Origin of the sequence: Pseudomonas sp. GM78, from assembly GCF_000282475.1 — a bacterium.
Taxonomy (GTDB): domain Bacteria; phylum Pseudomonadota; class Gammaproteobacteria; order Pseudomonadales; family Pseudomonadaceae; genus Aquipseudomonas.
In genome coordinates, this window is the sequence record NZ_AKJF01000217.1 from 1 (window position 1) to 20,473 (window position 20,473).

Genomic DNA, 20,473 nt, shown 5'->3' on the forward strand with positions numbered 1-20,473 from the left:
CTGCGGCAGCTCCTACAGGAATCTTCAGCGTATTCAGGATTGTGTATGAACCAGCTTCCCATCATCGACATCGCCCCGCTCTACAGCGACGACCAAAGCGCCTGGGCAGCCGTGGCAAAACAAATCGACCACGCCTGCCGCCAATGGGGCTTTTTCTATATCAAGGGTCACCCGATTTCCGCCGCGCGCATCAGCGCCGTGCTCGACAGCGCCCAGCGCTTCTTCGCCCTGCCCACCGCCGAAAAACTCAAGATCGACATCACCCAGACCCGCCACCATCGCGGCTATGGCGCCATCGCCACCGAGCAGCTCGACCCGAGCAAACCCAGCGACCTGAAAGAAACCTTCGACATGGGCCTGCACCTGCCACTCGACCATCCCGATGTGCTCGCGGAAAAACCGTTGCGCGGCCCCAACCGCCATCCAGCGCTGCCGGGTTGGGAGGCGCTGATGGAGCAGCACTACGTCGACATGCAGGCGCTCGCGCAAACCTTGTTGCGAGCTATGACAATGGCGCTCGACATCGAGCGGGACTTTTTCGACACACGCTTTCTTGAGCCGGTGAGCGTACTGCGGATGATTCACTACCCGCCGCGCCACACCGCCAGCTCCCGGGAGCAGCAAGGCGCTGGCGCCCACACCGACTACGGCTGCATCACCCTGCTCTACCAGGATGCCGCCGGTGGCTTGCAGGTCAGGAACGTAAAAGGCGAATGGATCGATGCCCCGCCGATCGAAGGGACGTTCGTGGTCAACCTCGGTGACATGATGGCCCGCTGGAGCAACGATCGTTACCTGTCGACGCCGCACAGGGTGATCAGCCCGTTGGGCGTGGATCGTTATTCGATGCCATTCTTTGCCGAGCCGCACCCCGATACCCGCATCGAATGCCTGCCCGGATGTCAGGATGAGCAGCAGGCGGCGAAATACCCGGCCACCACTTGCGCCCAGTTCCTGCTCTCACGCTTCGCCGATACCTACGCTTATCGACGGGAACAGGAGGCAGCGGAATGAACCGCCTGGTCAGGTTTTACCAATTGTTGCGATGAGCATCTGTAGAATGGCGCCATTGCACCTGATGAGAACAGAATTATGTACGACTGGCTGAACGCTCTGCCCAAGGCAGAACTGCACCTGCACCTGGAAGGCTCGCTGGAACCCGAACTGCTGTTTGCCCTGGCCGAGCGCAACAAGATTGCCCTGCCGTGGAACGATGTCGACACCCTGCGCAAGGCCTATGCCTTCAACAACCTGCAGGAATTCCTCGACCTGTACTACCAGGGCGCCGACGTGCTGCGCACCTCCCAGGATTTCTACGACCTGACCTGGGCCTACCTGTTGCGCTGCAAGGCGCAGAACGTGATTCACACCGAACCGTTCTTCGACCCGCAGACCCACACCGACCGTGGCATTCCATTCGAAGTGGTGCTCAACGGCATCGCGGCAGCGTTGAAGGATGGTGAACAGCAACTGGGTATCACCAGCGGCTTGATCCTGAGTTTCCTGCGCCACTTGAGCGAAGAACAAGCACAGAAAACCCTCGATCAGGCGCTGCCGTTCCGCGATGCGTTTGTCGCCGTAGGTCTGGACAGCTCCGAGATGGGGCACCCGCCAAGCAAATTCCAGCGCGTGTTCGATCGCGCCCGTGGCGAAGGTTTCCTGACGGTCGCCCACGCCGGTGAAGAAGGCCCACCCGAGTACATTTGGGAAGCCCTCGACCTGCTGAAAATACAGCGTATCGACCATGGCGTGCGCGCCATCGAAGACGAGCGCTTGATGCAGCGCATCATCGACGAGCAGATCCCGCTGACCGTGTGCCCACTGTCCAACACCAAGCTCTGTGTGTTCGATCACATGTCGCAGCACAATATTCTCGACATGCTCGAGCGTGGCGTGAAAGTGACCGTGAACTCCGATGACCCGGCGTACTTCGGCGGTTACGTCACGGAAAACTTCCACGCCCTGTATACCGATCTGGGCATGACCCAGGACCAGGCCAAACGCCTGGCGCAGAACAGCCTGGATGCCCGGTTGGTGAAACCCTGAGACCGCCCGTCTACATGGCCATCTCAAGCTCGGTTTGCTTGGCGAAACGGTGAATTTCTTTCTGCCCGGCGGCGGTAAGCTGCAGGGCACGAGAGTCCACGGGCAAGCTCAACCAGCCGGACTGCATGAACAGCTGCAACAACGCCGCACCCAGGGCACCGCCCAGGTGCGGGCGTCTTTCGCTCCAGTCGGGACACGCACAGGCAACCTTGCCGTTGCGATGGGCCAGCGCCTGAATGAAGACGCCGCGTGACGCCAACTGCGTCGAGCCCTTGAGGGTGATCGTGACCCGTTGATCGAACTGTTCGATCCAGCCCGCCTCCAGCAGGCGCTGGTACAGATCGGCGGCCAGGGTTCCACCCAAATGGTCGTCACAAAGCCGTGCGCGCAATAACGATGAACCCTTCGGCTGAGGTTTGGCCAAGGGGGCGGCGCGTTTGAAGATGTCCGGGATATCCTGCGGTGTGCTGGCCAGCGTGGCGCTGGCCAGGGCTTCAATCGCGACACCGACTTCGGGCGCAGTCAGGCGAAAGAAGCGCTTTCGCCCACGGGCTTCCACTTTCAACAGGCCTCCGGCCAACAGCCGTCCCAGGTGTGCACTGGCCGAAGACGGTGACAGGCCGGCCATCAAGGCCAATTCTTCGGTATGCCGCGCCGAACCGTCCATCAAGGCCCACATCATTGCGCTGCGCTTCGGGTCAGCCAGCAACGTGGCTATCTGGCTGATGCAAGGTGCATGTTCCATGTATTCACTCCCTGTTGAATCGTATCGTCCTGCTGCTCAGAGATATCTTGACCCGTCATGTGCCGTCGGCCAAACGTGGAAACTGCCATAAACCGGGCTCGCCCTTTCGATCGACGGTGCGCTCACGAGGCGAGGGTTAGTATAGGCCGGTTGCCCGCCAGATCCTGCTCCCTGCAAACCGCCGATGCTGATAGTTCCTGAGGGAAATTTCGCTTTTTGCCTGCGACTAATGATCGATACCCGACAACCCTGGAAAATGACTACTCAAGCGGGCGCATCGGCTGGCAAGCATTTCCCGCAGAAGGTTCACTGGCTTGCTCAATTGTGCGCGGTGGGCGCACAACAGATTCAGCGGTGCGCGCTCACAGAGCAGTTCCGGCATCAACACTTTCAAGCGTCCCGCGAGCACATCGGCGGCCACGTCGAGCCAGGATTTGTAGGCGATTCCGGCCCCAGCCAGGGCCCACAGGCGCACGACATCGGCATCGTCACTGAAACGATCGCCACTGACGGTCAGGCCGACCTCGCGCTTGCCGTCATGAAAACTCCAGTGGTCGTGCACCCGGCTGCCCAGCATGAACAGCAGGCAATTGTGTTGGGCCAGTTGCTCCAGTTGGCGCGGCTCGCCACGCCGGGCGAGATAGACGGGCGCGGCACACAGCACGCGACGATTGTGTGGGGCGATGGGCAGCGCCACCAGGCTGGAATCTTCCGGCTCGCCGTAACGCAGGGCGATGTCCACTGGCTGGCGGAACAGATCGGCGATGCGGTCGCCCAGCAGCAGGCGCACGGTCAGCTTCGGGTGCTCGCGCTGAAACTCGTCCAGCCAGGGCAGCAGCAGGTTGCGACCAAAGTCCGACGGTGCCGACAGCTGCAGGACGCCGCTGACCTGGTCCTGGCCACTGGCCAACAAACGCCGGCCTTCGTCGAGATGACTCAAGGCCGCCCGGGCGTACTCGAGAAACCCTTCGCCTTCGGCGGTCAGGCGCAGGCTGCGGGTGGAGCGGGCCAGCAGACGGGCACCCAGCTGCTGTTCGATGCGCTTCAACGCCGCACTCGCCACCGCCGCCGACATGTCCATGCCCCGTGCGGCCGCGGACAGGCTGCCCAGGTCCGCCGCCCGGACAAACAACTGCAAATCATCGAATCGCAGCATTTGAAGCCTTTATTATCAAAAAAATATTGAAAGAGACTGCTGTTTTAGCGGGTTTTATCTTGCATAGAAATAGCCAATCATCCGCCCCATCGAATCTTTCTTCAGATAGTTATTTGGGAGTCTTCCATGAAAGCCGTTGCCTACTACGCCTCGCTGCCGATCAGCGATGAAAACGCCCTGCAAGACATCGAACTGCCGGAGCCGGTCGCTGGCCCCCGTGACCTGCTGGTGGAAGTCAAAGCCATCTCCGTCAACCCGGTGGACACCAAGGTCCGGCAGAACGTCCAGCCTGAAGCCGGCGCGGCCAAAGTGCTGGGTTGGGACGTGGCCGGCGTGGTCAAGTCCGTTGGCAGTGAAGTGACATTGTTCAAGGCCGGCGACAAGGTGTTCTACGCCGGCTCCATCGCCCGCGCCGGGGGTAACAGCGAGCTGCACGTGGTGGATGAGCGAATCGTCGGCCATATGCCGAAAACCCTCGGTTTCGCTGAAGCCGCTGCCCTGCCGCTGACGGCCATTACCGCGTGGGAGTTGCTGTTCGAGCGCCTGCAGGTGCGCGAAGGCAAGACTGATGAAGGCCAGAGCCTGTTGATCGTCGGTGCGGCCGGTGGCGTCGGCTCGATCCTCACGCAACTGGCCAAACAGCTCACGGGCCTGAACGTGATCGGTACCGCTTCGCGCCCGCAGACCCAAAGCTGGGTGAAGGCGCTGGGGGCCGATCAGGTGATCGACCATAGCCAGCCACTGAGCCAGGCCCTCAAGCAGGCCGGCATCGATCAGGTAACCCATGTCGCCAGCCTGACCCAGACCGATCATCACCTGGATCAACTGGTCGAGGCGTTGGCACCGCAAGGCAAGCTGGCGCTGATCGATGACCCGAAAACCCTCGACGTGACCAAGCTCAAGCGCAAGAGCCTGTCGCTGCACTGGGAGTTCATGTACACCCGCTCACTGTTCGAAACCGCGGACATGATCGAACAGCACAAACTGCTCAACCGGGTCGCCGATCTGATCGATGCCGGTACCCTGAAAACCACGGTCGGCGAACACTTTGGCACCATTAATGCCGCGAACCTGCGACGTGCCCATGCACTGCTGGAAAGCGGAAAATCCAAGGGCAAGATTGTGCTGGAAGGGTTTTAAGCGCCTGCAGGAGCCGCCCTCGGACTGCGATGTTTTTTGTTACAAACCGTCAGTCCGAGAGTTGTGCCTTGTCACAATAGCGTTCGTATTCAGGACTACAATCGAAGCCTCTGCGAGACAATCTTTTACTTGAGGAGGTCAGTAATGAAGATCCTGATAAAAGAATTGGCAAAGTCCCAGTGGCAGGTCCGCCTGGATCAACATGCCGTCACCTTCCGCAGCGAAGCCGAAGCCCGCGCCTTCACCAATACTCTTGAAGCGCGCTTGCACGCCCCGCACCAGATACCCGACCGCCAACAGCGCGCTGTTGGCTGAGTCCGCCCTCAAACCTGGGCTTGCACCAGCGCCCGGGCATTCTGCAAACGCCGGGTGAGCAGTGCCGCGCTCACCACAAGAATCCCGCACAGGCTGATGACCATGGCCATCGGCATGGCGCTGCCGTCGTGCAAGACACCGACCAGCGCCGCGGCGCCTGCCGCGACACTGAATTGCAGGCATCCGAGCATCGCCGAGGCACTGCCGGCGCGGGCGCCCTGGCCGTTCATCGCACAAGCCGAGGCATTGGGCAGGATGCAACCCAAGCTGGCGATGCATACGAACAACGGAATCAGCAATGGCCAGAGCTCTGCGGTGTGCAACGCACTGACGGCGAGCAGCGCCAAGCCGGCACCGAGGTAAATCCACACGGTGCGAGTCAGCAGGAACGCCGGGCCGCGCTTGGCCAACAGTCGTGCGTTAACCTGCGCCACCAGGATGAACCCCGCCGCGTTGGCACCGAAGAACCAGCCAAAATGCTCGGCCGGGACGCCATAGAGCTTGATGAAGATGAACGGCGACCCGGCGATGTAGGAGAACATGCCGGCGATGGCGATACCGCCCGTCAAGGCATGGCCGAGGTATACCGGGTCCTTGAGCAAACGTGCGTACTGACGCAAGGCCCCGGCCAAGGGTTGGCGGGGCAAATGGGCGGGCATGCTTTCCGGCAAGCCCAATGCCACGGCCAGGCCTGCCAAGGCGCTGAAGCCGGTGAGTGCCAGGAAGATCGACTGCCAGCCTGTGGTGTTGACCAGCAAGCCGCCGAGCATCGGCGCAAGAATCGGCGCCAGGCCCATCACCAGCATCAATTGCGAAAAGACCTTCGCCGAGCCCACCGCATCGCATTTGTCGCTGACCACCGCCCGCGAGATCACCATCCCTGCGCAACCGCCCAGTGCCTGGATGAACCGCGCGCCGATCAGCCAGTCCAGGTTTGGCGCATACGCGCACGCCAACGAAGCGGCGGTAAACAGCCCGACACCGATCAACAACGGAATGCGTCGCCCGAAACGGTCAGCCACCGGGCCGTAGGCCAGTTGACCAATGGACAAGCCAAGGAAATACGCGGCCAACGTCAGCTGAACGTGTTTTTCGTCGGTGCCAAAGGCGAGCGCCATCGCCGGGAACGCCGGCAGATAGAAATCGATCGCCAGCGGACCGAAAGCGCTCAAGGCGCCAAGAATCAGGATTGTGCGAAAATTCATCAGGCATCCCATGGGACAGAAGTCGGCAGCCCGACAGTCTAGCCGCGCATGGACGCCTTGAACATTAAGTTAGCTCGCTAACTATTAAAAAATTCAGGCCAACTTCACACTGTAGCCTTCTTCACTGATGAGCTCGATCACTTGCTCGGCACTCAATGCACTCTCGACCCCGACTTCCCTGGCCGCCAAATCGACCCGCACACTCGCCGCCGGATCCCTGGCCTGCACGGCCTGCGTGATCGCCTTGACGCAGTGACCGCAGGACATGCCTTCAACGTTGAACACTTGCATGGATGACTCCTCCTTTAATGGGGCGTTTGAATGAGGTGACCTACAGTCTCGAGCTTGCCACCATGGCAAGGTCAAGTTCTGAAATGACCTGCCGGGCTGGCAATCGGCTTCGCGCTCGGCCAAGCTGCGTTCATCTACGACTTGATCCCAGGAGATTCAGCCATGCGCTGGTCAGCTTTCAGCCTGTTTGGCCTGCTCAGCCTTTTCATCGCCACAACCCCGGTCAATGCCGCCGGGGAGGATTATGGCGTGCTGATCATTTCCCGCGAGCGCCTGGAAGTCGCCACCAGCTGTGAGATAGGCGTGTACATCCAGGACCAGTTGGCGGCGCGGCTGTTCCAGGAGCAAAGCACTTCGTTCAACTTGCCGCCAGGCAATGTGTCGCTGCGCCTGAAGCTGCTGCCGGGCCAGGCACCGGGGTGCAACCCGGGCATGCTGGCGCCGGGTTCGCAAGACATTCAGCTCAAGGCCGGTGACGTGTTGAAGTACCGGATTGCGATGACCCAGGACGGGATGTATCTCAAGCGCGCAGGCCTCGGATACTGATCCCCCCCTGTAGGAGCCAGGCTTGCCGGCGAAGAACGATAACGCGGTGCGGCGGGTACACCCCAGCAATATCGATTTTTGCGCTTGACCTTGCCAGCATGGCAAGGTTGATCCTGTAGGCATCTTCTACAGGGAGCGTGACCGATGTCCGAATCCACTACTTTCGATCTGCCGATTGCCGGCATGACCTGCGCCAGCTGCGCCGGGCGTGTCGAGCGCGCCTTGAGCAACGTTATCGGCGCCAGTGCCGTCAGCGTCAACCTGGCGACCGAGCAGGCCCGGGTTCAAGCGCCGGCCGACAGCCTGCCGGCCTTGATGGAGGCGGTGCAAAAGGCCGGTTACAGCGTGCCGCAGCAGCGGCTGGAATTGAGCATCGACGGTATGACCTGCGCCTCCTGCGTCGGCCGGGTCGAACGAGCGTTGAACAAAGTGCCGGGGGTCAAGAGCGTCAGCGTCAACCTGGCCAATGAACGCGCTCACGTGGAGCTGCTCGGACAGGTCGACCCGCAAACCCTGATCGGTGCCGTGACCAAGGCCGGCTACGCCGCCAGCGTCTGGCAAGACGATCAGCCTCACATCGACACGCAGCAAAGCCGACTGCACCGCGAGCGCTGGGCCGTGATCGCGGCCATTGCCCTCGCCTTGCCGCTGGTTTTGCCGATGTTACTGCAACCGTTTGGAGTGCACTGGATGCTCCCCGCCTGGGCACAGTTCGCCTTGGCCACGCCGGTGCAATTCATCCTCGGCGCGCGGTTTTATGTGGCCGCCTGGAAAGCCGTACGTGCCGGTGCTGGCAACATGGATCTGCTGGTCGCGCTGGGCACCAGCGCCGGTTACGGCCTGAGCCTCTACGAATGGGCCACCACCGCCGGGCGCATGCCGCACCTGTATTTCGAAGCCTCGGCCGTGGTGATTGCCCTGGTGCTGTTGGGCAAATACCTGGAAAGCCGCGCCAAACGCCAGACCGCCAGCGCCATTCGTGCCCTGGAAGCGTTGCGCCCGGAGCGGGCGATCCAGGTGGTCGACGGCCGTGAGCAGGAAGTGGCCATCAGCGCCCTGCGCCTCAATGACCTGGTGCTGGTCAAACCCGGGGAACGCTTTCCGGTGGACGGTGAAGTGGTCGACGGCCAGAGCCATGCCGACGAAGCCTTGATCAGTGGCGAAAGCCTGCCGGTGCCCAAGCAACCGGGCGACAAGGTCACCGGCGGCGCGATCAATGGTGAAGGTCGACTGCTGGTGCGCACCCAGGCACTCGGCGCGGAAACGGTGCTGGCGCGCATCATTCGCCTGGTTGAGGACGCTCAGGCGGCCAAGGCACCGATCCAGAAACTGGTGGATAAAGTCAGCCAGGTCTTCGTGCCGGTGGTCCTGCTGCTGGCACTCGCGACCATGATCGGCTGGTGGCTGTACGGCGCGCCGCTGGAAACCGCCCTGATCAATGCCGTGGCCGTGCTGGTGATCGCCTGCCCTTGCGCACTGGGCCTGGCCACGCCGACGGCGATCATGGCCGGCACCGGGGTGGCGGCGCGTCATGGGATCCTGATCAAGGACGCCGAAGCGCTGGAACGTGCCCATGAAGTCAGTTCGGTGGTGTTCGACAAGACTGGCACCCTGACCTCTGGCGCCCCACGCATCGCCCACTTGAGTGCCATCGAGGGTGACGAAAGCACCCTGCTGCAACTGGCCGGCGCCTTGCAACGCGGCAGTGAGCATCCGCTGGCCAAGGCTGTGCTGGACGAGTGCGCACAACGCGGCCTGAGCGTGGCCGATGTCAGCGACAGCCAGTCCCTGACGGGGCGCGGCATTGCCGGCAGCCTTGATGGCCGTCGGCTGGCCCTGGGTAATCGGCGCCTACTGGAAGAAAGCGGATTGAGCGCAGGTGATTTGGCCGATTCGGCAACGGCCTGGGAAACCGAGGGCCGGACCCTGTCCTGGCTGATCGAGCAAAGCCCTGCGCCGCGAGTACTGGGATTGTTCGCCTTTGGTGACACGCTCAAGCCTGGCGCGCTGCAAGCCGTGCAACAACTCAGCGCACGCCATATCAGCAGTCACCTGCTGACCGGCGACAACCGTGGCAGCGCCAAAGTGGTCGCCGATGCACTGGGCATCAAGGACGTACACGCCGAAGTGCTGCCGGCAGACAAGGCCGCCGAAGTCGCCATGCTGAAGAAAACCGCTGTGGTGGCGATGGTCGGCGACGGCATCAACGATGCGCCGGCACTGGCCGCGGCGGATATCGGCATTGCCATGGGGGGCGGCACCGACGTGGCCATGCACGCCGCCGGGATCACCCTGATGCGCGGCGATCCGCGATTGGTACCCGCGGCGCTGGAGATCAGCCGCAAGACCTACGCGAAGATCCGGCAGAACCTGTTCTGGGCCTTCGTCTATAACCTGATCGGCATTCCCCTGGCCGCCTTCGGTTTCCTCAACCCGGTGCTCGCCGGTGCGGCGATGGCGTTGTCGAGTGTGAGCGTGGTGAGCAATGCGCTACTGTTGAAAACCTGGAAACCCGAGGATCTGGAGGACAACCGATGAACATCGGCCAAGCAGCCCGCCACAGCGGCCTGAGTGCGAAGATGATTCGTTACTACGAGTCCATCGGCCTGCTCAAGGCGGCCCATCGCACCGACAGCGGCTACCGGGTGTATAGCGACGATGACCTGCATACGCTGGCGTTCATCAAGCGGTCCCGGGACCTGGGGTTTTCCCTGGAAGAGGTCGGCAAGCTGCTGACCCTCTGGCAGGACCGCCAGCGTGCCAGTGCCGATGTGAAGGCGCTGGCCCGGCAGCATATCGATGAGTTGAACCAGAAGATCCGTGAGCTGGGGCAACTGCGCGATACGTTGCAGGATCTGGTCGAGCATTGTCAGGGGGATCATCGGCCGGATTGTCCGATTCTGAAGAATCTTGAGTCGGGGTGTTGTGTTGAACCGGTGCGTGCCTGACACATTAGTGTTGAATGTGCTGACGCCATCGTCGGAACGCCGCCCGGGGCAAGCCCGCTCCCACAGTGTTCCGTTGTATGGCATAGATAGCATTCACACCCGAGATCCCTGTGGGAGCGGGCTTGCCCCGGGCGGCGTTCCGACGAAGGCGGACTGCCAGGCGACATCAATCTTGAATCTGCACCCACAAAAAACCCGGCCGAAGCCGGGTTTTTGATTAACCGATCACTGCATCCACGGCGGAGGCGGTTCTTCGGTTTTGCCCGGTGGCGCATCGTCTGCGGCACGCGCCGCTTGCTTGCGCTCTTCATCCAGGCGCGCGGCCTCGATCTCGCGCATGATGCCGCCGACATCGGCCAGTTCTTCCGGTTCGTCGAACTCGCCGGTCAGGACGCTGGCCGGGTGCAAGGTACCCGCCTCGTACAAGGCCCACATCTCCTTGGCGTACCGGGTCTTTTTCAACTCTGGCGCAAACCGTCCGAAATAGGACGCCATGTTGCCCACGTCCCGCTCCAGCATGCTGAACGCGTGGTTGTTGCCCGCCGCGTCAACCGCTTGCGGCAAGTCGATGATCACCGGGCCGGTCGGGGTCAACAGCACGTTGAACTCGGACAGGTCACCGTGCACCAGGCCGGTACACAGCATCAGCACGATCTGCGAAATCAGGAACGCGTGATACTCGCGCGCCTGGTCCGGCTCCAGTACCACGTCGTTCAGGCGCGGCGCCGCATCACCGTACTCGTCGGCCACCAGCTCCATGAGCAGCACGCCCTCAAGGAAGTCATACGGCTTGGGGACCCGCACACCGGCATTGGCCAGGCGGAACAGCGCCGCCACTTCGGCGTTCTGCCAGGCGTCTTCGGTTTCCTTGCGGCCGAACTTGGAGCCCTTGGCCATGGCCCGGGCCTGTCGGCTGTTGCGCACCTTGCGGCCTTCCTGATACTCGGCCGCCTGACGAAAACTGCGTTTATTCGCCTCCTTGTAGACTTTCGCGCAACGTAACTGGTTGCCGCAGCGCACCACATAAACAGCTGCTTCTTTACCACTCATGAGTGGGCGCAGCACCTCGTCGACCAGACCGTCCTCGATCAGGGGTTCAATGCGTTTTGGAGTCTTCATCAGCTTTTATTGTGGGTCCTTTATTACCAAACACGCGAAAGTCATTCGTTATACGGCAATCCATCCATTCGGGGGAGGGGGTGCCGACGTACCGTTCGCGTGATTTTTCAAAACAGCCCTCAATTTCCTCAGGCAACAGCCGAAGTCCTAAGTGACAAAGTGATTTGTCCGACAATCGTTTTTACAACAATAACGATGCCGCACCCAGGGAACCGGGATCAACAACGTTTACGGCTGCCAATAAACCGCGAGTCATCTGCACTGCGTGGGCCTACAAGAAAATCTGGAGCGCGGATGAACATCAAACAGAAACTGACCTGGGCGTTTGCAATCATCGCCTGCTTGCCGGTGGTACTGGTCGCCACCCTCGTCGTGCTGAACTTGCGCAGTGATGCCAAGGATGAATTCGTCGACAACAGCGGTCGCGAGATCCGTCAGGTCAGCAATGCCATGCAACTGTTCTTCGACGGCATCAGCCAGAACGTCGAATACCTGGCCCGGCAACCGCTGATCACCAACTCCGACGACAGCCTCAAGACCTACATGAACGCCAACGCCGCCAGCATTCCCCAGGGCGAAATGGACAAGAAAGTCTTTGGCTTCCTGCAGGACCTGGGCAACGCCCACCCGTCTTACGCCTACGCCATCCTCGGCACCGCGGCCGGTGGTTATGTGTCGTGGCCGGACGATGCCAAGCTGGCCAACTACGACCCGCGCCAACGCCCCTGGTACAAGGCAGCCCAGGCCAAACCGGGAAAACCGTTCCGTACCGAAGCCTATTACTGGGCCGAAAACGATACGTCCTACGTCAGCACCGTACGCACCATCGACAACAAGCTGGGCACCAACGGCGGCGTGGTCAGCATCGACGTGTCGCTCAAACAGCTCACCGAACTGGTCAAGCAGATCAAGCTCGGCGAAACCGGCTACCTGATGCTGCTGGAAAATTCCGGCACCGTACTGGTCGACCCGAAGCAACCGGAACATAACTTCAAGGCCTTGGGCAGCCTCGGCGAGGGTTACGCGCAACTGGCCAAGGCCGGCAAAGGCCTGGTCGAAGTCGAACTCAATGGCGAGCGTTACATGGCCAACGTCTGGCCGTCCGAGCAACTGGGCTGGACCTTCATCGGCTTGATCAAGCAGAGCGATGTGATGAGCACCGCGACCCAGCTGACCTGGTTGATCGCGATCATCGCCGCGGTACTGGCCGTGATCTTCGCCATCGTCGGCGCCAGTTTCGCCAGCGTCATCGTGCGACCGATCCGCAGCGTGGCCGACGGCCTGGAAGGCATTGCCCAGGGTGAAGGCGACCTGACCAAGAGCCTGCAAATCCGCGGCAGCGACGAAACCGCGCAACTGGCCAACTGGTTCAACCAGTTCCTGACCGCGATTCGCAACCTGATCCAGAGCATTGGTGGCGCCGCGACCAGCATCCTGGCCACGTCCAAGAGCTCGACCCAGGTCTCCAGCGACATGGCCGAAGCGGCTGGTCGCCAGCGTGAAGCAGTGGACATGGTGTCCACGGCATTCCACGAAATGGTCGCCACCGCCAACGAAGTGGCGCGTTCCTGCAGCCAGGCGGCCGAGTCCGCCGACAGCGGCCAGCGCCAGGCCCGCGAAGGCCAGCAACAGATTGACGCGGCCGTCAGCAGCGTCGATCGCCTGAGCCAGGAAATCGAACAGTCGGCCCAGTCGATGCAACAGCTGGAGCGCGACAGCAATGACATCCAGTCGATCCTGGGGACCATTCGCTCGATCGCCGAGCAGACCAACCTGCTGGCGCTGAACGCGGCCATCGAAGCGGCGCGAGCCGGTGAACAGGGTCGTGGTTTTGCGGTGGTGGCCGATGAAGTGCGGGCACTGGCCAAGCGTACGGCCGACTCCACGGCGGAAATCGACGGGCTGCTGGGCAACCTCGCCAAGCGCACCAGCCAGGTGACCCAACAGATGCATGCGAGCCTGGAGGTGTCCCAGCAATCGGTGACGCGCATCGGCGAAGCGCGCAACAGCTTCGGGCAGATCCGCGAGTCGGTGGACGTGATCCGCGACATGAACACCCAGATTGCCACGGCGGCGGAGCAACAGCATCAGGTGGCCGAAGACATCAACCGGCACATCAGCCAGATCCATGGCGATGCGCAATTGGTGGCCGAACTGGCGAACTCGGCGCGCCTGGATTCCCAGAGCCTGGCCGGGTTGTCCAATGAGCTGGATGGGTTGGTGCGGCGGTTCCGTACCTGATTCAAAATCCCCGGTGGCCGCTTCGCGGCCAATCGCTGGCAAGCCAGCTCCCACAAGGACAGTGAAAACCCTGTGGGAGCTGGCTTGCCAGCGATGAGGCCATCACTGTCTGAACAGTTCTCCCGGGGTAAACCCGAACAGACTCTTGAACGCCGCAATAAACGCCGACGTCGAGTCATACCCACAGGCCAGCGCGGCATTGGTCACGCTGTCGCCCTCCTCCAGTAGACTCAACGACGAGAGCAAGCGCATACGCTGGCGCCAGCCACGAAAACTCAACCCGGTTTCCCGCTGGAACAGGCGCATCAGGGTTTTTTCCGACGTAGCCAGGCGCTCGGCCCATTCGTGCAAGGTCACATTGCGCTCGGGATTTTCGATCAGCTCGTTGCACAACCCCAGCAACCGTTCATGACGGGGCAACGGCAAGGAAAAACCGACTTCCGGCAGCGTCGCCAACTGATCGAGCAACACACTCACCAGCCGCGCTTGCGGGCTGTCGCCTTGTGGATATTCCACTGGCAGCAGGCAAAAACTCTTGATCAGCTCCCGGGCCAGCGGCGTCACTTCCAGTACCCGGCAACGCCCGTCCGCCCACCCGCAATCTTCGCGCCGCACATACAGGCTGCGCATCTCGGCGCGCATCGAGGTCACGACCTGATGATCGAGATCCGCCGGAATCCAGATGCCCCACTGGGGCGGCGCGAAGAAACTGCCCTCGGCGGTGTGCACACCGAGCACGCCACTGATGGCATAGGAAAACTGCACCCAGTCGTGTCGATGGGACGGCGTCCACGACCCGGCATTGAGGCTCTCCACCCGGGCGTACAGCGGACGCGGCAGTGTGATGAGCGGTGGGATACTGCGTTCGAGTGAAACCTGTCCGTTAGTCGGCATTGCCTGGCCTTGTGTTGCGACACGGCTGATGGGGCGACGTTAGGCCATGTCACCCCTCTATTCAACACAGGACCTATCGTTAACGCTCGATGATGGCGGTGACACCCTGACCACCCGCGGCGCAGATCGAGATAAGCCCACGCCCCTTCCCCGCCGCATCGAGCAACTTCGCCAGGTTGGCAACAATGCGCCCACCCGTGGCAGCAAACGGATGCCCCGCCGCCAGCGAACTGCCTTTGACATTCAGCCGGCTGCGGTCGATCGAACCCAGCGGCGCGTCCAGGCCCAGGCGGGTTTTGCAGTACTCGGGGTCTTCCCAGGCCTTCAAGGTGCAGAGCACCTGCGCGGCGAAGGCTTCATGGATTTCGTAGTAATCGAAATCCTGCAGGGTCAGGCCATTGCGCGCCAACAACCGCGGCACGGCATACACCGGCGCCATCAACAGGCCCTCGGCACCGTTGACGAAATCCACCGCCGCTGTTTCGCCATCGCGCAGGTAGGCCAGGACCGGCAAGCCCCGTGCCTGAGCCCATTCCTCACTGCCCAGCAGCACCAGCGAGGCGCCATCGGTCAGCGGCGTGGAGTTGCCGGGGGTCAGGGTACCTTTCGCGCTTTTGTCGAACACGGGTTTGAGCGAGGCGAGTTTGTCCAGGGTCAGGTCCGGGCGCAAATTATTGTCGCGGGTGAGGCCGAGAAACGGTGTCATCAAATCGTTCTGCCAGCCTTCGGCGTAGGACGCGGCCAGTTTCTCATGGCTCTGGAGCGCAAATTGATCCTGCTCTTCTCGGTCAATGTTCCAGGTCTGCGCCATCAGCTCGCAATGCTCGCCCATGGACATTCCGGTGCGCGGCTCGCCATTGCGCGGGAACTCGGGAATCAAATGTCGGGGGCGCAACTGTAGGAAGGGTTTGAGTTTTTCAACGGTCGTGTTGGCGCGATAGGCTTGCAGCAGAATCTTGCGCAACCCGTCGCTGACACTGATCGGCGCGTCCGAGGTGGTGTCGACGCCACCGGCGATGGCGCAATCGATCTGGCCCAGGGCAATTTTGTTCGCCACCAGCAGCGCAGCTTCCAGCCCGGTGCCGCAAGCCTGCTGGATGTCGTAGGCCGGGGTAGTGGGCGACAGCCGCGAACCGAGTACACATTCGCGTGTGAGGCTCATGTCCCGCGGCAACTTGAGGACGGCCCCGGTAACCACTTCGCCAAGGCGCAGGCCATGCAGGTTGTAGCGTTCGATGAGGCCTTCGAGTGTGGCCGTGAGCATGGCCTGGTTGCTGGCGGTGGCATACGGCCCGTTGGAGCGAGCGAAGGGTATTCGGTTACCACCGATGATCGCGACGCGACGCAGCTGAGTCATGAAAAGCTTCCTATTCTGTGAAGGCCACTACCCGCAAGCGTAGGCCTTTTCCAGTGAATCGAACGACTGATTGCCATTCATGGTCCACACTTTGAACCTCATCTGCTGGAGCGCGTTCCATGTCCGACCGCTATATCGACTTCGCCAATTCGTCCATCGGCCATCGACTGGTCGCAGCCGTGGGCCTGCCTTCGCCGGTACGCCTGGAACGCTGGCAAGCGGGCCGACTGCGCCCTGTCGAAGGCGCTTTGCTGATTGGCGGCGGACCACTGGCGGAAAAGGTCAGCGCCTTCGCCAACCGCCTGACGGACGCGATCTACACCTATGGCACCGAGCCCTCGATGGCGACCGCGTGGATTCCCGGACACGGGCCGAAACTCAAGGCCGTGGTGTTCGATGCCAGTGATCTGGTGCAGGCCGACCAGCTCAAGCAACTGCGCGAGTTCTTCCAGCCACTGATGAAAAATCTTGACCACAGCGCCCATCTGGTGATCCTGGGACGTGACCCGCGGACCTTGAGCGACCCGTTCGTCGCCAGCACCCAGCGCGCCCTCGAAGGTTTCAGTCGCTCGCTGGCCAAGGAGCTGCGCAGCGGTGGCACCTTGCAGCTGATCCATGTTGGCGAGGGTGCCGAGGATCAACTGGAAGGACCGCTGCGGTTTTTCCTCTCACCGAAAAGCGCCTTCGTGTCCGGGCAAGTGATTGGCCTGACGGCCTGCGCCACTCAGGTGACGGACTGGACTCGCCCGCTGGCTGGGCGCAAGGCACTGGTCACGGGGGCTGCACGGGGCATCGGCGCCGCCATCGCCGAAACCCTGGCCCGTGACGGTGCCGAGGTCATCCTGCTCGACGTGCCCCCGGCCAGGACCGATCTCGACGCCCTCGCCGCACGCCTTGGCGGGCGTGGCATCACCTTGGACATCTGCGCCGAGAATGCCGCCACCGAGTTGGTGGAACAGTTGCCTGACGGCGTCGACATCGTGGTGCACAACGCCGGCATCACACGGGACAAAACCCTGGCCAACATGACCCCGGAGTTCTGGGATGCGGTGCTCGCCGTCAACCTCAACGCCCCGCAAGTGCTGACCAGGGCCCTGCTCGACAGCGGCACCCTGCGCGACGATGGCCGGGTGATCCTGCTGGCGTCGATCAGTGGCATCGCCGGCAATCGCGGGCAAACCAACTATGCGGCGAGCAAGGCCGGCCTGATTGGCCTGGCACAGGCGTGGGCGCCGCTGTTGCATGAACGGGGCATCAGCATCAATGCCGTGGCGCCGGGTTTCATTGAAACCCAGATGACCGCACACATTCCCTTCGGTCTGCGCGAAGCCGGACGACGCATGAGCTCATTGGGCCAGGGCGGCCTGCCGCAAGACGTCGCCGAAGCCGTGGCCTGGCTCGCGCAACCGGGCACGGGCGCGTTCACAGGGCAAGCATTGCGTGTCTGCGGGCAAAGCGTCCTGGGGGCCTAGGCATGATCATCGACTGGCACACCCTCAATCGCGAACCCAGCCTGCCGGGGCTGTATGTCCAGGCGGCGACGCGGCGCAAAATCACCGGCACCACCCTGCCCGATTCGGGCTTGCGCTGCTGGCTCGATGTCGATCCAACGCGCCTGGCGGCCTATCGCAAGGTCTGCGGCTTCGCCGACAACAGCCTGCTGCCACCCACCTACCCGCACATCCTTGCATTCGCCTTGCAGATGCAATTGCTCACCGCCCGGGACTTTCCGTTCCCGCTGCTGGGGCTGATACACCTGAGCAATCGCATCCGCGTGCTGCGGCCCATGGGCGGGGTTCATCGAGTGCGCGCCAGCGTGTGCGTGGAGAACCTGCAACCCCATGCGAAGGGCGCGACCTTCGACCTGGTGACGACGCTGGATGATCAATTGGGACCGCTCTGGGAGGCGCAAAGCCAGATGCTGTGCCGCGGGGTGAAGCTTGAGGGCGAGCCCGTCGAGGAGGTGCTAACCTCGACGCTGGCACTGACGCAAGTCGCCCAATGGACAGCGCCCGCGGACATCGGCCGGCAGTACGCCAAGGTATCCGGCGACTACAACCCGATTCACCTGAGTGCGGCCAGCGCCAAAATGTTCGGTTTTCCCTCGGCGATTGCCCATGGACTGTGGAACAAAGCCCGCACCCTGGCCGCCCTCGCCGAGCATCTGCCGGCGGCGAATATCGAGATTGCGGTGCAATTCAAAAAGCCGGTGCGCCTGCCCAGCGAGGTGACGTTACTGGCCAGCGCCGCAGGTTCAAGTGGGGATCTGCAACTGGTGGGGGTCGGTGAGCTGGAGCACATGGTGGGGCATTGGCGGCCGATTGCCTGACCCTGGCGAATGTACCCCGATCCTGTAGGAGCTGCCGCAGGCTGCGATCTTTTGATCTTTGCGTGTTCAAGGCAAGATCAAAAGATCGCAGCCTGCGGCAGCTCCTACAGGGCAATGCATTTACCAAGCTTCTCAGCGCCTGGAAAACTCCCCCAACGGCTGCGGGAACAGGTTATTCAGCGTCTCCAGCAACCGTACGTGATAGATCGGCTTGCGAAACAGGTCCAGCACCTGCAACCGCAACATGTCACTGACATCCTCCATGTCGGCATGCCCGGACATCACGATCACAGGTAAATGCTGGCGCGCCGTGTGCTCGCGCAAGCGCTTGATCAACGACATGCCACTCTCCTCCGGCATGCGCAGGTCGGTGATGACCAGCGCGATATCCGGATTGCGTGTCAGATGCTGCAGCGCCAGCTTGACCGAAGTCGCGGTGAAACAATTGAAACCCTCACCCTCCAGCAACTCCGCCAACTCAAGCAACGCATCCTCCTCGTCATCGACCAGAAGCAGTTGTTGGCGCGGCAGTGCGGGAGCGTTCATAGGCAACACCTGGAATAGACTAAGCGCTGACATTAGAACCCGCCTTGTGCATTAGCAAGTGACGGCCACCTTAAGTCCCACCACCAGCGCCACCACCGGTGGGGGCACCCACCATTGCAGCGGTGATTTTTGCAAAGATTGCGGTGATCGTCGTGCCCATGCCGCCGCTGAGCCCGGCAATTACCACCGCGACCATCGCGGCGACGATGGCGTACTCGATACCCGAAGCCCCCTCGGTATCCTTCGCCAGCCCTTTGTAAAAAGCGATTTCAGATTTGACCTTCTGGAGCAGCTTGGCGAAAGACATGAGGTTCTCCTTGAGGACACCGAGTGTTGCACCGACGCAACATGATTCCCCTGTGCCAGCACCAGCATTGTCGGCATTCCCCCGCCAAACAACTGTAAAAACGCATTAACACGAAAGTATTAATTGGTTCGTTGACGTCAAAAAACCTTTGTTTTGAGCTGAACTTCGATTTTTCGCTAGAAATTTCCTGCCGAGTAATGGCGTTTTGCTCTAGCTGCGCTACCGTCCAATAGCGAAATAGTTCCATGTTCATAGCTGCCTGATTGCGTAGTTGTCTCGTTGCGGAAACGAGTTCTTTGTGCATCAGGAAAGAAAGGAAGCACCGTCATGAACAGTCGTGTCATCCTGAGCCTAGCGGGACTGTCTCTGGCGGGCGCGGTTATTGCCGGCTACTGGGGCTTCACCTTGACCCGTGATCCGACCGCCACGCCTGTCGCGCAAGCCGCGATCGCCCCCCCGACATCCGTAAGCCCCGCACCTGCTGCCCAGCCAGAAGAGGACACGCGTCAACCGATCGTGGTGTTGCTGCATGACATCGCGCCGTTCGTGCAAATCACCGCCGCCGATGTGGCCCTGGAAAAACTGCGGACCGTCCCGGTCGGCAGCCTGACCCGACTTGATCAAGCCATCGGCCGTACACCCTGGCGCGCCCTGACCGCCGGTAGCTGGCTCAACGACGAGAGCTTTGAAGGCGGCGGCAAGCTGGCGCGGATGATTCGGCCCGATGAGCGCGCGCTCGCCGTGGCCGTGGATGAAGTGATCAATGCCGGCGGGCAATTGACCCCGGGGGACTATGTCGATGTGCTGCTGTTCTTGCGCATGGACGCCAACAACATCCAGCCCTCGGCCCAGCTCGCGGTCCCGGCCTTGCGTGTACTGGGGGTGGGCGAGCAATTGGGCCTGACCAACGACGGCCAGCCCTCCAGCCCGGCCCATGGCAACGATGAAAAACTCCGGCAGGAGCAACAGCGCGCCAGCGCCCGTACCGTGCTGCTCGCCGTCCCCGAACCCCTGGTGAGCCGCTTGATGCTCGCCGCGCAGGCCGGGGTGTTGCGCCTGGCCGTGCGCAGCGCCGAGGAAAAACGCCTGGCGCGTTACTGGGCCGGTGAACGCGACTCCGCGGCCAACATCGCCAACGCCAATCGCGACTTGATCCAGTTCAACCAGCTAGCCATGACCGCGCCGCCCCGGCCTCTGGTCGCCAGTAGCGCAGCCGCGCCTCGCCGGTCGGGTGTGGAAGTCATCCGCGGCAACGAAACCACGCAAAAGTCCCCCTGAATCGAGCAAG

The 20,473-nt window shown here is 61.9% G+C and carries 20 protein-coding genes and 1 pseudogene; 12 read left to right on the forward strand and 9 right to left on the reverse strand.

Translation table 11 applies throughout. From position 1 onward, the window contains the following. Positions 1–45: 45 nt before the first annotated feature. Both PMI35_RS01230 and PMI35_RS01225 read left to right on the forward strand, forming a co-directional pair. Complete coding sequence (locus PMI35_RS01230; RefSeq protein WP_008066217.1) at positions 46–1,014, forward strand: 2-oxoglutarate and iron-dependent oxygenase domain-containing protein; 969 nt, start codon at positions 46–48, stop codon at positions 1,012–1,014. A 78-nt stretch (positions 1,015–1,092) separates the two neighbouring features. Continuing rightward, positions 1,093–2,046, forward strand: a complete 954-nt coding sequence (locus tag PMI35_RS01225) for an adenosine deaminase (RefSeq protein WP_008066218.1) — start codon at positions 1,093–1,095, stop codon at positions 2,044–2,046. 10 nt (positions 2,047–2,056) lie between these two features. Here PMI35_RS01225 and PMI35_RS01220 read toward each other — a convergent pair whose 3' ends face one another. Together PMI35_RS01220 and PMI35_RS01215 are read right to left on the reverse strand one after the other, a co-directional pair. Then, positions 2,057–2,791: an ArsR/SmtB family transcription factor gene (locus PMI35_RS01220; RefSeq protein WP_008066219.1), complete on the reverse strand. Its 735-nt coding sequence runs from the start codon at positions 2,789–2,791 to the stop codon at positions 2,057–2,059. Between the two features lie 226 nt (positions 2,792–3,017). Beyond that, positions 3,018–3,947 (reverse strand): LysR family transcriptional regulator, encoded by a 930-nt coding sequence (locus tag PMI35_RS01215; protein ID WP_008066220.1) that lies wholly within the window; start codon positions 3,945–3,947, stop codon positions 3,018–3,020. Between the two features lie 126 nt (positions 3,948–4,073). On the opposite strand from PMI35_RS01215, the gene PMI35_RS01210 reads away from it, so the two are divergent. Then, complete coding sequence (locus PMI35_RS01210) at positions 4,074–5,087, forward strand: zinc-binding alcohol dehydrogenase family protein (protein WP_008066221.1); 1,014 nt, start codon at positions 4,074–4,076, stop codon at positions 5,085–5,087. A 144-nt stretch (positions 5,088–5,231) separates the two neighbouring features. Then, positions 5,232–5,402, forward strand: a complete 171-nt coding sequence (locus tag PMI35_RS35025; protein ID WP_008066222.1) for a hypothetical protein — start codon at positions 5,232–5,234, stop codon at positions 5,400–5,402. Between the two features lie 8 nt (positions 5,403–5,410). Here the strand turns inward: PMI35_RS35025 and PMI35_RS01205 are convergent, their stop codons facing one another. Beyond that, positions 5,411–6,607, reverse strand: a complete 1,197-nt coding sequence (locus PMI35_RS01205; RefSeq protein WP_008066223.1) for a multidrug effflux MFS transporter — start codon at positions 6,605–6,607, stop codon at positions 5,411–5,413. 93 nt (positions 6,608–6,700) lie between these two features. Then, positions 6,701–6,898 (reverse strand): heavy-metal-associated domain-containing protein, encoded by a 198-nt coding sequence (locus PMI35_RS01200; protein WP_008066225.1) that lies wholly within the window; start codon positions 6,896–6,898, stop codon positions 6,701–6,703. Between the two features lie 162 nt (positions 6,899–7,060). Between PMI35_RS01200 and PMI35_RS01195 the strand changes: the two genes are divergently transcribed. From PMI35_RS01195 to cueR, 3 genes are all read left to right on the forward strand, one after another. Beyond that, positions 7,061–7,444, forward strand: coding sequence for a hypothetical protein (locus PMI35_RS01195; protein WP_008066226.1), 384 nt, complete (start codon positions 7,061–7,063; stop codon positions 7,442–7,444). 144 nt (positions 7,445–7,588) lie between these two features. Further along, on the forward strand, positions 7,589–9,982 hold the full coding sequence (locus PMI35_RS01190) for a heavy metal translocating P-type ATPase (protein WP_008066227.1): 2,394 nt from the start codon (positions 7,589–7,591) through the stop codon (positions 9,980–9,982). After that, positions 9,979–10,392: a Cu(I)-responsive transcriptional regulator gene (gene cueR, locus PMI35_RS01185; RefSeq protein WP_008066228.1), complete on the forward strand. Its 414-nt coding sequence runs from the start codon at positions 9,979–9,981 to the stop codon at positions 10,390–10,392. The genes PMI35_RS01190 and cueR overlap by 4 nt, the downstream gene beginning before the upstream one ends. 225 nt (positions 10,393–10,617) lie before the next feature. Here the strand turns inward: cueR and PMI35_RS01180 are convergent, their stop codons facing one another. Beyond that, positions 10,618–11,511 (reverse strand): PA4780 family RIO1-like protein kinase, encoded by an 894-nt coding sequence (locus PMI35_RS01180; RefSeq protein ID WP_008066229.1) that lies wholly within the window; start codon positions 11,509–11,511, stop codon positions 10,618–10,620. A 294-nt stretch (positions 11,512–11,805) separates the two neighbouring features. Here PMI35_RS01180 and PMI35_RS36045 point away from each other — a divergent pair. Together PMI35_RS36045 and PMI35_RS36050 are read left to right on the forward strand one after the other, a co-directional pair. Further along, positions 11,806–12,894, forward strand: a pseudogene (locus PMI35_RS36045) (cache domain-containing protein); the annotation flags it as partial. A 129-nt stretch (positions 12,895–13,023) separates the two neighbouring features. Continuing rightward, entirely contained in the window at positions 13,024–13,752 is a 729-nt protein-coding gene (locus tag PMI35_RS36050) for a methyl-accepting chemotaxis protein (protein ID WP_370628334.1), read from the forward strand. A gap of 102 nt (positions 13,753–13,854) precedes the next feature. Here PMI35_RS36050 and PMI35_RS01170 read toward each other — a convergent pair whose 3' ends face one another. Both PMI35_RS01170 and PMI35_RS01165 read right to left on the reverse strand, forming a co-directional pair. Further along, positions 13,855–14,646: an AraC family transcriptional regulator gene (locus PMI35_RS01170; RefSeq protein WP_008066238.1), complete on the reverse strand. Its 792-nt coding sequence runs from the start codon at positions 14,644–14,646 to the stop codon at positions 13,855–13,857. 79 nt (positions 14,647–14,725) lie between these two features. Further along, entirely contained in the window at positions 14,726–16,003 is a 1,278-nt protein-coding gene (locus PMI35_RS01165; protein ID WP_008066240.1) for an acetyl-CoA C-acetyltransferase, read from the reverse strand. A gap of 119 nt (positions 16,004–16,122) precedes the next feature. On the opposite strand from PMI35_RS01165, the gene PMI35_RS01160 reads away from it, so the two are divergent. Together PMI35_RS01160 and PMI35_RS01155 are read left to right on the forward strand one after the other, a co-directional pair. Further along, positions 16,123–17,475: a 3-oxoacyl-ACP reductase gene (locus PMI35_RS01160; RefSeq protein ID WP_008066242.1), complete on the forward strand. Its 1,353-nt coding sequence runs from the start codon at positions 16,123–16,125 to the stop codon at positions 17,473–17,475. Positions 17,476–17,477: 2 nt separating this feature from the next. Then, positions 17,478–18,332 carry a MaoC family dehydratase gene (locus PMI35_RS01155; RefSeq protein WP_008066244.1) on the forward strand — a complete coding sequence of 285 codons (855 nt, stop codon included), beginning with the start codon at positions 17,478–17,480 and terminating at the stop codon, positions 18,330–18,332. A 132-nt stretch (positions 18,333–18,464) separates the two neighbouring features. Here the strand turns inward: PMI35_RS01155 and PMI35_RS01150 are convergent, their stop codons facing one another. Both PMI35_RS01150 and PMI35_RS01145 read right to left on the reverse strand, forming a co-directional pair. Then, on the reverse strand, positions 18,465–18,878 hold the full coding sequence (locus PMI35_RS01150) for a response regulator (RefSeq protein WP_032832178.1): 414 nt from the start codon (positions 18,876–18,878) through the stop codon (positions 18,465–18,467). Positions 18,879–18,948: 70 nt separating this feature from the next. Beyond that, the gene (locus tag PMI35_RS01145) at positions 18,949–19,185 is read right to left on the reverse strand and encodes a Flp family type IVb pilin (protein ID WP_008066250.1); all 237 of its coding nucleotides are present in this window, start codon (positions 19,183–19,185) and stop codon (positions 18,949–18,951) included. Between the two features lie 327 nt (positions 19,186–19,512). Between PMI35_RS01145 and cpaB the strand changes: the two genes are divergently transcribed. After that, a complete protein-coding gene (gene cpaB, locus PMI35_RS01140; protein WP_008066253.1) occupies positions 19,513–20,463 on the forward strand; it encodes a Flp pilus assembly protein CpaB in 951 nt (316 codons plus the stop codon). Positions 20,464–20,473 lie beyond the last annotated feature (10 nt).

Coding starts and splice junctions, on each gene's coding strand:
- PMI35_RS01230 (WP_008066217.1), top strand. CDS start 46: ATGAACCAGCTTCCCATCATCGACATCGCCCCGCTCTACAGCGACGAC.
- PMI35_RS01225 (WP_008066218.1), top strand. CDS start 1,093: ATGTACGACTGGCTGAACGCTCTGCCCAAGGCAGAACTGCACCTGCAC.
- PMI35_RS01220 (WP_008066219.1), bottom strand. CDS start 2,791: ATGGAACATGCACCTTGCATCAGCCAGATAGCCACGTTGCTGGCTGAC.
- PMI35_RS01215 (WP_008066220.1), bottom strand. CDS start 3,947: ATGCTGCGATTCGATGATTTGCAGTTGTTTGTCCGGGCGGCGGACCTG.
- PMI35_RS01210 (WP_008066221.1), top strand. CDS start 4,074: ATGAAAGCCGTTGCCTACTACGCCTCGCTGCCGATCAGCGATGAAAAC.
- PMI35_RS35025 (WP_008066222.1), top strand. CDS start 5,232: ATGAAGATCCTGATAAAAGAATTGGCAAAGTCCCAGTGGCAGGTCCGC.
- PMI35_RS01205 (WP_008066223.1), bottom strand. CDS start 6,607: ATGAATTTTCGCACAATCCTGATTCTTGGCGCCTTGAGCGCTTTCGGT.
- PMI35_RS01200 (WP_008066225.1), bottom strand. CDS start 6,898: ATGCAAGTGTTCAACGTTGAAGGCATGTCCTGCGGTCACTGCGTCAAG.
- PMI35_RS01195 (WP_008066226.1), top strand. CDS start 7,061: ATGCGCTGGTCAGCTTTCAGCCTGTTTGGCCTGCTCAGCCTTTTCATC.
- PMI35_RS01190 (WP_008066227.1), top strand. CDS start 7,589: ATGTCCGAATCCACTACTTTCGATCTGCCGATTGCCGGCATGACCTGC.
- cueR (WP_008066228.1), top strand. CDS start 9,979: ATGAACATCGGCCAAGCAGCCCGCCACAGCGGCCTGAGTGCGAAGATG.
- PMI35_RS01180 (WP_008066229.1), bottom strand. CDS start 11,511: ATGAAGACTCCAAAACGCATTGAACCCCTGATCGAGGACGGTCTGGTC.
- PMI35_RS36050 (WP_370628334.1), top strand. CDS start 13,024: ATGGTGTCCACGGCATTCCACGAAATGGTCGCCACCGCCAACGAAGTG.
- PMI35_RS01170 (WP_008066238.1), bottom strand. CDS start 14,646: ATGCCGACTAACGGACAGGTTTCACTCGAACGCAGTATCCCACCGCTC.
- PMI35_RS01165 (WP_008066240.1), bottom strand. CDS start 16,003: ATGACTCAGCTGCGTCGCGTCGCGATCATCGGTGGTAACCGAATACCC.
- PMI35_RS01160 (WP_008066242.1), top strand. CDS start 16,123: ATGTCCGACCGCTATATCGACTTCGCCAATTCGTCCATCGGCCATCGA.
- PMI35_RS01155 (WP_008066244.1), top strand. CDS start 17,478: ATGATCATCGACTGGCACACCCTCAATCGCGAACCCAGCCTGCCGGGG.
- PMI35_RS01150 (WP_032832178.1), bottom strand. CDS start 18,878: ATGAACGCTCCCGCACTGCCGCGCCAACAACTGCTTCTGGTCGATGAC.
- PMI35_RS01145 (WP_008066250.1), bottom strand. CDS start 19,185: ATGTCTTTCGCCAAGCTGCTCCAGAAGGTCAAATCTGAAATCGCTTTT.
- cpaB (WP_008066253.1), top strand. CDS start 19,513: ATGAACAGTCGTGTCATCCTGAGCCTAGCGGGACTGTCTCTGGCGGGC.